The organism is Mesorhizobium sp. M7A.F.Ca.CA.004.04.2.1 (assembly GCF_004022825.1).
Classification (GTDB): Bacteria; Pseudomonadota; Alphaproteobacteria; order Rhizobiales; family Rhizobiaceae; genus Mesorhizobium.
In genome coordinates, this window is record NZ_RZPH01000108.1 from 1 (window position 1) to 9,851 (window position 9,851).

14 protein-coding genes are annotated in these 9,851 nt (G+C 62.3%); 8 read left to right on the plus strand and 6 right to left on the minus strand.

All coding sequences use genetic code 11. The annotated features are described in order from the left end of the window. From EN893_RS07530 to EN893_RS07555, 5 genes are all read left to right on the plus strand, one after another. Positions 1-456, plus strand: a 456-nt coding sequence (locus EN893_RS07530; RefSeq protein WP_164900754.1) for an ABC transporter permease, incomplete at its 5' end; no start/stop codon positions are given. Next, a complete protein-coding gene (locus EN893_RS07535) occupies positions 453-1,322 on the plus strand; it encodes an ABC transporter permease (RefSeq protein WP_127270229.1) in 870 nt (289 codons plus the stop codon). The genes EN893_RS07530 and EN893_RS07535, both read left to right, overlap by 4 nt. Then, positions 1,307-2,377, plus strand: coding sequence for an ABC transporter substrate-binding protein (locus EN893_RS07540; protein WP_127270226.1), 1,071 nt, complete (start codon positions 1,307-1,309; stop codon positions 2,375-2,377). The genes EN893_RS07535 and EN893_RS07540 overlap by 16 nt, the downstream gene beginning before the upstream one ends. 295 nt (positions 2,378-2,672) lie before the next feature. Continuing rightward, the gene (locus tag EN893_RS07550; protein WP_127270224.1) at positions 2,673-3,281 is read left to right on the plus strand and encodes a cupin domain-containing protein; all 609 of its coding nucleotides are present in this window, start codon (positions 2,673-2,675) and stop codon (positions 3,279-3,281) included. Further along, positions 3,271-4,356: an ABC transporter ATP-binding protein gene (locus EN893_RS07555; RefSeq protein WP_127270221.1), complete on the plus strand. Its 1,086-nt coding sequence runs from the start codon at positions 3,271-3,273 to the stop codon at positions 4,354-4,356. Before EN893_RS07550 ends, EN893_RS07555 begins: the two co-directional genes overlap by 11 nt. A 298-nt stretch (positions 4,357-4,654) precedes the next feature. On the opposite strand, the gene EN893_RS39055 is transcribed toward EN893_RS07555, so the two are convergent. After that, a complete protein-coding gene (locus EN893_RS39055) occupies positions 4,655-4,903 on the minus strand; it encodes a hypothetical protein (RefSeq protein ID WP_245490810.1) in 249 nt (82 codons plus the stop codon). On the opposite strand from EN893_RS39055, the gene EN893_RS07560 reads away from it, so the two are divergent. Both EN893_RS07560 and EN893_RS07565 read left to right on the plus strand, forming a co-directional pair. Then, entirely contained in the window at positions 4,838-5,263 is a 426-nt protein-coding gene (locus tag EN893_RS07560; RefSeq protein ID WP_245490809.1) for a 2'-5' RNA ligase family protein, read from the plus strand. The genes EN893_RS39055 and EN893_RS07560 overlap by 66 nt on opposite strands. A gap of 125 nt (positions 5,264-5,388) precedes the next feature. Continuing rightward, positions 5,389-5,742 (plus strand): nuclear transport factor 2 family protein, encoded by a 354-nt coding sequence (locus EN893_RS07565; protein WP_127270215.1) that lies wholly within the window; start codon positions 5,389-5,391, stop codon positions 5,740-5,742. 93 nt (positions 5,743-5,835) lie between these two features. Here EN893_RS07565 and EN893_RS07570 read toward each other — a convergent pair whose 3' ends face one another. Together EN893_RS07570 and EN893_RS07575 are read right to left on the minus strand one after the other, a co-directional pair. Further along, positions 5,836-6,315 carry an SRPBCC family protein gene (locus tag EN893_RS07570; RefSeq protein ID WP_127270213.1) on the minus strand — a complete coding sequence of 160 codons (480 nt, stop codon included), beginning with the start codon at positions 6,313-6,315 and terminating at the stop codon, positions 5,836-5,838. Then, positions 6,312-6,668 (minus strand): metalloregulator ArsR/SmtB family transcription factor, encoded by a 357-nt coding sequence (locus EN893_RS07575; RefSeq protein ID WP_127270295.1) that lies wholly within the window; start codon positions 6,666-6,668, stop codon positions 6,312-6,314. The genes EN893_RS07570 and EN893_RS07575 overlap by 4 nt, the downstream gene beginning before the upstream one ends. A gap of 147 nt (positions 6,669-6,815) precedes the next feature. On the opposite strand from EN893_RS07575, the gene EN893_RS07580 reads away from it, so the two are divergent. Beyond that, entirely contained in the window at positions 6,816-7,163 is a 348-nt protein-coding gene (locus EN893_RS07580; protein WP_127270294.1) for an ArsC family reductase, read from the plus strand. Positions 7,164-7,359: 196 nt separating this feature from the next. On the opposite strand, the gene EN893_RS07585 is transcribed toward EN893_RS07580, so the two are convergent. The 3 genes from EN893_RS07585 to EN893_RS07595 form a co-directional block, all read right to left on the minus strand. After that, a complete protein-coding gene (locus EN893_RS07585) occupies positions 7,360-7,722 on the minus strand; it encodes a DUF488 domain-containing protein (RefSeq protein WP_127270292.1) in 363 nt (120 codons plus the stop codon). A 16-nt stretch (positions 7,723-7,738) separates the two neighbouring features. Then, positions 7,739-8,995 carry an aminopeptidase gene (locus tag EN893_RS07590; RefSeq protein WP_127272629.1) on the minus strand — a complete coding sequence of 419 codons (1,257 nt, stop codon included), beginning with the start codon at positions 8,993-8,995 and terminating at the stop codon, positions 7,739-7,741. Further along, positions 8,992-9,851, minus strand: an 860-nt coding sequence (locus tag EN893_RS07595) for a LysR substrate-binding domain-containing protein (RefSeq protein ID WP_128361466.1), incomplete at its 5' end; no start/stop codon positions are given. The genes EN893_RS07590 and EN893_RS07595, both read right to left, overlap by 4 nt.

Below are 9,851 nucleotides of genomic sequence, written 5' to 3' on the forward strand. Positions count from 1 at the left end.
GCGCTGATCGAAAGCGGTATCTGGTCCGAGCCGACATTGGCCTTTCTCAACACGCCGGCCGCCGTCGTCGTCACGCTCGCGCACGCCTATGCACCGTTCGCCATCCTGCCGATCTATGTGGCGCTGGACACCATCCCGAAATCGCTGATCGAGGCCGCTTCCGATCTCGGCGCGCGGCCATTCACCTCTTTCCGCCGTGTCGTGCTGCCCAATTCGATGCCGGGCGTGCTGGCGGCAGCCCTTGTCGTCTTCGTGCCGACGGTCGGTGACTATGTCACGCCGGCGCTCGTCGGCGGCCCGGCCAGCACCATGATCGGCACGCTGATCCAGGCGCAATTCGGCAAGGCCAATGACTGGCCGTTCGGCGCCGCACTCTCCGTCGCCGTCATGCTGGTCATCCTGTGCGTGGTGCTGGTCGCGCGTTTCGCCGACCGCAGATTTGGCAGCCGCACATGAGCGCTGCACGCACGCAGGGAGGCGGCCGCTGGCTCGGCGTCTACGTCGTCGCCTATCTGGTCTTTCTCTATCTGCCGGTGCTGCTGATCCCGCTGTTTTCCTTCAACAACTCGATCCAGGCAGCGTTTCCACTGCAAGGCTTCACCTTGCAATGGTACGCGACACTGTTCGGCAATTCGGCGCTGACTGGTGCACTCTTGAACAGCCTCGTCATCGGCGCCATTGCCGCCACGGGCGCGACGCTGTGCGGCATCACCGTATCCTACATGGACCTCTATGGCCGCTCGCCGCTGGCCGCCACCATCAGCGCCATCGCCCGGCTGCCGATCCTGATCCCCGGCGTCATCGTCGGCATATCGCTGCTGATCCTCATCAACCTCATTGGTTTGGGGCCATCGCGCATCGCCATCGTTCTCGGTCACATATTGGTGGCGCTGCCGACGACCGTGGTGATCATGCGCAGCCGCTTCGCCGCCGTCCCGAAAACCATTCGCGAGGCGGCGCTCGATCTCGGCGCCTCCGACTGGACGACGTTCCGGCGGGTCATGCTGCCGCTCAGCCTGCCGGCCATCGTTTCGGCCTTCATGCTGGCCTTCCTGATCTCCTTCGACGAATTCATCGTCGTCTTCTTCCTCGCCGGCACCGAGCCGACGCTGCCGCTCTACATCTGGAGCCAGCTGCGTTTTCCAAAGTCGCTGCCGACGGTGATGGCGCTGGGCACGTCGATCCTGGCTGTGTCCTTCATCATCGCTGCAGCAGCTGAAATCCTGCGCCATCGCGGCCTGTCCGCCACGGCGCCAAAGCCCGCGGATCCATCACAACCAAAACAAACCAAGAGAGGAGAACTGCAATGGCATTCGACCTGAAATCGATCTCTGCAAAGACTGTTTGCGCTGGATTGACGGCGTTCGCGATGACGCTGTCGTCGACCGTCGCTTTCGCCGGCGACAAGCTGCAATATTTCACCTGGTCGGGCTATGAACTGCCCGATTTCAACAAGAGCTTCCTTGCCGCGCATCCCGATGGCGTCGAGGCCTCCATCTTCGGTGACGACGATGACGCCTTCACCAAGGTCAAGGCCGGCTTCCGCCCCGACATCGCGCATCCCTGTTATGACAAGGTGGCGCGCTGGAACAAGGAAGGCCTGCTGCAGCCGATCGACACCAAGCGCATCAAGAACTGGGATTCGATCTTCCCGGTGTTCAAGAACCTGCCCGACCTGCAGGCCGGCGACGGCAAGGTCTGGATGGTGCCATGGGACTGGGGCAACACCTCGATCCTCTACCGAACCGATCTGGTGAAGAACCCGGAAGCGAGCTGGAACCTTTTGTGGGACAAGCAGTATGCCGGCCGCATGGCGACGATCGACGCCGTGCACGACACGCCGGTCGTTGCCGCACTGCTCGCCGGCGTCAATCCGTTCGACATGACGCCGGAGCAAATGGACAAGGTGGCCGAGAAGCTGCGCGAGCAGCGCCCGCTGCTCTCCAACTACACCACCGACATGACCTCCGTCGAACAGGCGTTGGCCAGCGGCCAATTGGTCGCCGCCATGACCTGGAACGCGTCCGCCACGTCGCTGAAGAAGCAGGGCGTGCCGGTCGAGTTCATGAAGCCGAAGGAGGGCATGCTGACCTGGGCCTGCGGCTTCGTCATGCTCAAGGACGCCAAGAATGTCGATCTCGCCTATGACTTCATCAACAGCCGGCTGGATGCCGACTCCGGCAAATACCTGATCCAGGCCTATGGCTACGGCAGCTCGCTGAACTCCGCCTTCGCCACCGTGCCGAAGGAGGAACTTGAGAAATTGCAGCTGCCATCCGATCCCGAGGTGTTGCTGAAGACCACCATCTTCACCGGGCCGATGAAACAGAATGACGACCTCGCCAAGATGTTTGAAAAGGTCAAGGCGGGCGGGTGAGTTTCAACCGTATTCGAGGCGACCAATTGCCGAAGTTTGCGCTGCCCCTCACCTGCCTGCCGGCATCCTCTCCCCGTATAGTGACGGGGAGAGGGACGCTGTCATCGCCCATTTCGCCAATCATCAGCGTTGCAAGGATGGCGCCGGCGTTGCGGCCAGCCACTTCTCCCCGTCACTATACGGGGAGAAGTGCCCGGCAGGGCGATGAGGGGCAGCACTGACGCCCGATAGCTATCCAACCCTGAAGCCGGCCTTGGTCGCCACCGGCCCTAAGCACTGCAATAAGGACTAACAAATGGACATGCTGGACGAACCGGCTGAGAAGCCGAAGGACGATGCCGATGTGCGGGTCGGCCGGCGCGTGCGGGCGCTGCGGCTGGAGCGCAATCTGTCGCTGGCCGATCTTGCGGCAAAAGCTGGTGTGTCGATCGGGGCGCTCAGCCAGATCGAGCGCGGCATGTCCTCGCTGCGCGTCAAGGTGATCTGGCCGCTCGCCGCCGCCCTCGACATCGAGCCGTCGGCGCTGATCGCCGACGGCAACGATGCGGCCAACGATCTCTATTGCGTGCGCGCCGACAAGCGGCGGCAGATCCCGGTGAAGTCGGAAGGCATTGCCAAGGCGCTGCTGTCACCCCCGGGCGCGACGCTGACCGGCATGCTGGTGACGGTGGAAGCCAGCGGCGGCACGGCCGAGGCCTATGCCCATGCCGGCCATGAATTCGGCTTCGTGCTGGCCGGCGAGGTCGAACTGGTGGTGGATTCGACAAATTACGTGCTGAAGGCCGGCGACAGTTTTGCGTTCAAGAGCACGCTTTTGCATGCCTTCCGCAATCCGGGCACCGAGCGTTGCCAGATCCTCTGGGTCAACACCACGAAGCCGTCCGAGGTTCGCGATGGCGCCTGATCCACTCGTGCGGCTGCAGGCGGTCTCGAAGATTTTTCCTGGCGGCATCGTCGGGCTCGACGCCGTCGACCTCGACATTATCAGCGGCGAGTTTGTCACGCTGCTCGGGCCGTCGGGTTGCGGCAAGACCACCAGCCTGCGCGTCATCGCCGGTTTCGAAAGCCCGTCGAGCGGCAAGGTGTTGCTCGATGGTCGCGATATCACGGCCCTTCGGCCCTTCGACCGGCCGGTCAACACCGTGTTCCAGGATTATGCGCTGTTCCCGCACATGAATGTCGCCGAAAATGTCGGCTTCGGTCTGTCACTGCGCAAACTGTCTGGAGCCGAACAGGCAAAGCGAACCGGCGAAGCCCTCGACATGGTCGGTCTCGCCGACAAGCTTGGCGCCCGCGTCTCCGAACTGTCGGGCGGCCAGCGCCAGCGCGTCGCGCTGGCGCGTGCCATCGTCTGCGAACCACGCGTGCTGCTGCTCGACGAGCCGCTGTCGGCGCTCGATGCGCATCTGCGCGAACAGATGCAGGTTGAACTGAAGCGGCTGCAGTCGCGGCTCGGCACCACCTTCGTCATGGTCACCCACGACCAGACCGAAGCGCTGTCGATCTCCGACCGCATCGTCGTCATGAACAAGGGCCGCATCGAGCAGATCGCGCCGCCGGCCACCCTTTACGACCGGCCCGCCACGAAGTTTGTGGCGAGCTTCATCGGCACCATGAATCTCCTGCAATCGCGCTTCGTCGGCCGAGACGGCGATCGCCTGCGCTTCGCCGCCGGCGCCCTGCCGCTGGAGGCTATTTCTGAAACTAGCGAGGCACCTGCCGAGGGCGCCACCCGCACCATCGGCGTGCGTCCGGAGGATTTGCTGGCGATGACCGAGGCCGCGCCCGGCACCGCGCCGGCGCGCGTCAACAGCGTCGTCTTTCACGGTCGCACGCTGCGCCTTCATGCCGAACTCGGGCAGGGCGCGCCTGTTGTCATCGATGCGCCGCGCCAGGCCGAGGGTTCCCAATTCAGCGTCGGAGACGTGGCGCATATCAGCCTGCGCCGTGGTGCCAACTGCCCGGTGCTACCAAGCTAATTTTGTCGACGTTAAATAACCGGAGCACACGCCGCGCGGTGGCTACAAGCCGTCGGTCAACGGCCGGGGGTATGTCGACTGGTCGATCCACGATTTTCGGGAGGTCAGGGCATCATCGGCTACGGATCGTAGGGTTCGGCCCCTGCTCGAAAATGCTTGCTCCGCCGTTAAGCTTGCGGGCGCTGATGCGGAAACCATTAGCGCCGGTTTTGTTTTCACTTGATTCGTTCCCTTTTTGTTCTAAGCTTCTCGGCTTGATACAATCTGCCGGACGAGATCGGTTGTGAGTGGGCAATTTTCATACGGAACCGCGAAGAACGGTCAGACCTTTTTCCGATTTGAAGGACAGAGCCCGATCCGGGAGCCGCATCTGTTTTACGGATTTCTCGTTGAAGACCCGGTCAATGCCATGCTGCGGCGCAGGGCTGAGCACTACAATCAGGAACTGAGATTGCGGGGATGGCTGACGCCAACCGATCAAATGCACATATCCCTGATCGGCCTTGGCGACGGCAAACAGAAGCGTGTGGTGGAGATCGCCCGCCATGTCGGCTTGCTGATGCAAGCCACACCATTCGATGTTTGCTTCGACCGCCTGTCGGCTTTCGGCGGCGGGGCGCTGGTGCTTCGCAGCAGCGACCATTCGCCGACTTTGCAAGCCTTCTGGCGCAAGCTCTCTGCCGTAATTGACGACAGCCCGCTAAAGCCATTCATCACGACCTCGCTGGAGCCACATGTCACGCTGCTTCGCGACAGGAGGGGCGTTCCAAAAGTGCGGGAACGGATCGTTGAGCCGATATCCTGGACAGTGCGGAGTTTTTCGCTGATCCGTAGCCACCAGGGTGAATACAAATGTCCGGCGACCTGGCAATTGACCGGTCAGGACGATTCCCTAGCCGGCATGTGAGAAATCGTCGTCATACAGCCGCTATATCAATCGTCCTGACACGGCTTGTCAGCTGTAGTGCCGGCAATGGTGGCAGGCCAGCAAGCTGTTCCCCATTTGCAGTGCGTCTGACAGGAGGAACACAAATGACCATCGCGGAAATTGCCAAAGATTTCACCGAACTGCTCAAGCAGGGCGATAACGAAGCTGCTGCCGAGAAGTACAATGCCGATGATATCGTCAGTCTCGAAGCCATGGCGGGGCCGATGGCCATCTCCCATGGCAAGGAGGCTCTCAAGCAGAAGGGCCAGTGGTGGCAGGAGAACAACGAAGTGCATGGCGGCTCGGTCGAGGGCCCCTATGTCAACGGAGACCAGTTCGCGGTGCGCTTCAAGTTCGACATCACGCCCAAGGCCACCGGCGAGCGCGTCACCATGGATGAAGTTGGCCTCTACACAGTCAAGAACGGCAAGATCACCGAAGAGCGCTTCTATTATTGAGGCGGAAATGCCACCGGGAGACTGCTCTCTTCGCTCCCGGGTTGAAAACAAGCATGACGGCCAAGACAACGTCCTGGCCGTCATGTGGGAAGATCAGATCGTCTTCACGTACTGCCCAAGCTGATCGGCCACCGTGCCCCAGCCGTTGAAGAAACCCATCTCCTCATGGTTGTTGCGGGTCGCCTCGTCGCGATGGATGGCGGTGGCGGTGTAGCGCGTGCCCTTGCCGTCCGGCTGCAAGGAGATAACAGCGGTGATGAAGGGTTCCCCTGACGGCCGGTAACCCGGCAACAATGCATCCGTCCACACCAGCCGCTCGTTCGGCACGATTTCGAGATAGCAGCAATGGCGGTCGTTGACCTCGGTTCCGTCGGGCGACTGCATGCGCGTGCGGAACAGCCCGCCCGGCCTGAGGTCTATCTCGCAGTCGGTGATCATCCAAGGCTTCGGCGTGAACCATTGCTTGACGTGCTCCGGCGTCGTCAAGGCGCGCCACAGCAATTCGCGCGGCGCATCGATGACGCGCTCCAGCACGAGGTCCAGTCTGGGATCCGGCTTGAGGGGATAGATCATTTTTCTGTCTCCTTGAGGGTCATCACATAGGCGTCGAACTGGTCGAGGCGGCGCTCCCACAGCGTGCGCTGTTCGGCCAGCCAGTTTTCGGCAAGCTTCAGCGGCTCGGGCGCCAGTTGATAGGTCCTGACCCGGCCGGTCTTTTGCGAGCGCACCAGCCCGCAACCTTCGAGGATTTTGAGATGTTCGATGAAGGAGGGCAGGGCCATGTCGAACGGTTGGGCAAGCTCGCTGACCGAGGCAGGGCTGCGGTTCAGCCGCTCCACCACGCGTCGCCGCGTCGGATCGGACAGTGCGCGAAAGATGCCGTCGATCGGCGGAGGGCTCGGAGTTGTGGTCTGAAGGCTTGTCATTGGTTGGTCCTGAGGCGCTGTCAAAATACTTAGGGAAATTCCTTAGTGTTGGCAAGGGCAAAACCGAAGGCATGCCGGGGAGCGCTGGCAAAGCGCGCAGAGCGTCCTTAATCTGCGGTCAGATTCGAAATCGGAAGGGCCACTGTTTTGACGATCATCATGTACGGCATCACCACCTGCGACACGGTCAGGAAGGCGCGCCTCTGGCTGGAAGGCCATGACGTGGCCTACAGGTTTCACGATTTCAGGGCAGAGGGACTGGACGCGAAGCGGCTGGATGGCTGGGCGGGCAAGGTCGGCTGGGAAAAGCTGCTCAACAAGGGTAGCACCACGTTTCGCGAACTGCCGGACAACGACAAGCAGAGCCTCGACGAAAAGAAGGCCAAGGCGCTGATGCTGGCCAAGCCGACCGTGATCAAGCGACCGGTGCTGGAGGTTGGGGATCGGATTCTGGTGGGGTTCAAGGCTGATGTTTATGAGGCGGTGGTGAAGTAGGGCAGCGCATACACCTCACTTCGTCATCCTATGGCGAAGCAAGGAGCGGAGCGACGCAGCGCAGACCATAGGATCCATGCCGTGATCTATCCGTGTTGCAACGGTGCAGATTCTGCTCCGCTGCGCCTTTCGACTGAGGTCGCGGCATGGATCCTCGGGTCAAGCCCGAGGATGACGAAGGTCTGGCTAACGATGGCTAATTGTGAGCGCTTGCGCTGAGATACCCCGCCAGCGCCACCGCATTGTTATGCGCTTCATCATGCGCGCCATAGAGCAGCGTCACCTTGCCGTGGCTGATCAAGCCTCGCAATTCACTCACCGCCTCGCCGTTCCCGTCCAGCTCAGCACGATACCGCTCCTGAAACTCCGGCCAGCGCGCCGGCGCATGGCCGAACCACTTTCGCAGGTCGTCGCTCGGTGCGATGTCCTTCAACCACAGCGTCAGCGCAGCGTCTTCCTTGCTGACACCGCGCGGCCAGATGCGGTCGACCAGAACCCGCTGCCCGTCATCGGGCGCGGGTGGCTCGTAGATACGCTTGACCGCCAGGTCGAAGGCCATCGCACCCTCCGTACGGTCAAGCCCATTCACCCTTGCGCATGACGGGCACGCGGGCGCCGTCCTTGTGGACACCATCGATGTCGATCTTGTCCGAACCGATCATCCAGTCGATGTGGATGAAGCTCTTGTTGCCGCCGCGCGCCGCGATCTCGTCCTGGCTGAGCGAGGCGCCGTCGACGAAGCACTTCGAATAGCACTGGCCGAGCGCGATATGGCAGGCGGCGTTCTCGTCGAACAGCGTGTTGAAGAACAACAGCCCGCTTGCCGAGATCGGCGAGGAATGCGGCACCAGCGCTACTTCGCCGAGGCGGCGCGCGCCCTCATCTGTATCGAGCACCTTCTTCAGCACATCCTCGCCCTTCGATGCCTTGGCCTCGACAATCCTGCCTTCTTCGAAACGCACCGAAATGTCGTCGATCAGCGTGCCCTGGTAGGACAGCGGCTTGGTCGAGGAGACATGACCCTCGACCCGCCTTGCATGCGGCGTGGTGAAGACTTCCTCGGTCGGGATGTTGGGGTTGCAGGTGATGCCGTTCTTGGCGGTCGAGGCGCCGCCCATCCATTCATGGCCGTCCGCCAGTCCAACCGTCAGGTCGGTGCCGGGTCCGGCAAAGTGCAGCGCATGGAAATCATGGCCGTTGAGCCATTCGGTGCGGCTGCGCAGCGCCGCGTTGTGCGCCTTCCAATTGCCGATGGGGTCCTCCACATCGACCCGCGACGCGGCGAAGATGGCGTCGGCGAGCTTCACGACCGCGACATCGTCGGCATCGTCAGGAAAAACCTGCCTGGCCCAGGCGAGGTCCGGATAGGCCACGATGTTCCAGTTGATGTCGAAGCCGGTGATCTTTTCCAGCGCCGGCTGGTAGGCCATCGAATTCGCCTTGTTGGCGCGCGCCACTTTCGCCGGATCCTGAGCCGACAACAGCGATGGATCCTCGCCGCGCACGGCAAGCCTGGCCGCATTGTTGGAAAAGGCGTTCGCCATGCCTTCATAGAGCCAGCCGGCGGCGCGGTCGAAGCTCGCATCGGCGCCGAAGCGGTAGCGGGCCAGCGTCATCTCGTCGTCGTTGAAGATCGGCGTCACCAGCCCGGCGCCGGCCTTGTAGGCGTGCTCGACGATCCGCCTGGTCAACGGCAGTGCCGCGATCGACGAAGTCAGCACCAGATCCTGCCCCGGCTGCAATTGCAGTCCGACCTTGATGGCGACTTCCGCCAGCCTGTCGAGCTTCACCGGGTCGATCGATGCGGAAACGCCGCGCGAATGTGTGGTCATGATCCTGCCTGTCGTAGTTTGATGTCCGACTCTACATAGCTCGGTGCCTCCGTCCTTTCCACCGCGATCGCGCCGGCGGGTTCTGGGTTTACGGACCCGAACCGCGCCATGGTTGCCTCGATCTCTTCCCTGATCCAGACCTTGAAATCACGGACCTTGCGGCTTTCCGCCTTGACGGACGAGGTCACCAGCCAATAGCCGAGCCCGCTCTGGGCGCGGATTCCGAAAGGCGCCACCAGCCGCCCGTCGGTCAGCGCATCCGCGGCAAGCAATTGCCAGCCCAGCATCACGCCATGGCCGGCAATCGCCGATTCCAGGCACAGCATCGGGTCGGTGAAACGCGCACCCTTGAGGAAGGTGACAGGCGGAACGCCTGCTGTCTCGAACCAGCTTTCCCAGTTGATCATTGCCCGCTCGTCGGTGATCGCGCAGGTCTGGGCAAGATCCTCGATCGACTTCAGTTTTTGGGCGATCGCCGGCGCGCAGACCGGGAAGACTTCCTGCGCCAAGAGCAGTTCCGTGCGTCCGCCCGGCCATTTGCCGTCGCCGAGCCGGATGGCGATGTCGATGTCCGAGTGATCGAGATTGGCCAGCCGCACCGAAGCGTCGATGCGCAGCAGCACTTTGGGATGCCGGTCGAAGTGGCGAGATAGTCTGGGCAACAGCCACTTCGAGGCAAAGGCCGGCGCCACCGAAACCACCAATGTGCATTGCGTAGCCTCGTCGGCCAGGGCCACGGCCTGGGAAAGCTCACGAAATCCAGCACCGAGGCGGGCCGCGAAGACGGCGCCGAATTCGGTCAGCACCAGACCGCTCGCCGTTCGCTCGAACAGCGCCTGGCCGAGCTGTTTTTCGG

Bases quoted from the DNA above. Each gene is read 5' to 3' on its own strand.
- EN893_RS07550 (WP_127270224.1), top strand. From the start codon at position 2,673: ATGGACATGCTGGACGAACCGGCTGAGAAGCCGAAGGACGATGCCGAT.
- EN893_RS07555 (WP_127270221.1), top strand. From the start codon at position 3,271: ATGGCGCCTGATCCACTCGTGCGGCTGCAGGCGGTCTCGAAGATTTTT.
- EN893_RS07535 (WP_127270229.1), top strand. From the start codon at position 453: ATGAGCGCTGCACGCACGCAGGGAGGCGGCCGCTGGCTCGGCGTCTAC.
- EN893_RS39055 (WP_245490810.1), bottom strand. From the start codon at position 4,903: ATGGCGGGCGATCTCCACCACACGCTTCTGTTTGCCGTCGCCAAGGCC.
- EN893_RS07540 (WP_127270226.1), top strand. From the start codon at position 1,307: ATGGCATTCGACCTGAAATCGATCTCTGCAAAGACTGTTTGCGCTGGA.
- EN893_RS07575 (WP_127270295.1), bottom strand. From the start codon at position 6,668: ATGACAAGCCTTCAGACCACAACTCCGAGCCCTCCGCCGATCGACGGC.
- EN893_RS07570 (WP_127270213.1), bottom strand. From the start codon at position 6,315: ATGATCTATCCCCTCAAGCCGGATCCCAGACTGGACCTCGTGCTGGAG.
- EN893_RS07560 (WP_245490809.1), top strand. From the start codon at position 4,838: ATGCACATATCCCTGATCGGCCTTGGCGACGGCAAACAGAAGCGTGTG.
- EN893_RS07565 (WP_127270215.1), top strand. From the start codon at position 5,389: ATGACCATCGCGGAAATTGCCAAAGATTTCACCGAACTGCTCAAGCAG.
- EN893_RS07590 (WP_127272629.1), bottom strand. From the start codon at position 8,995: ATGACCACACATTCGCGCGGCGTTTCCGCATCGATCGACCCGGTGAAG.
- EN893_RS07585 (WP_127270292.1), bottom strand. From the start codon at position 7,722: ATGGCCTTCGACCTGGCGGTCAAGCGTATCTACGAGCCACCCGCGCCC.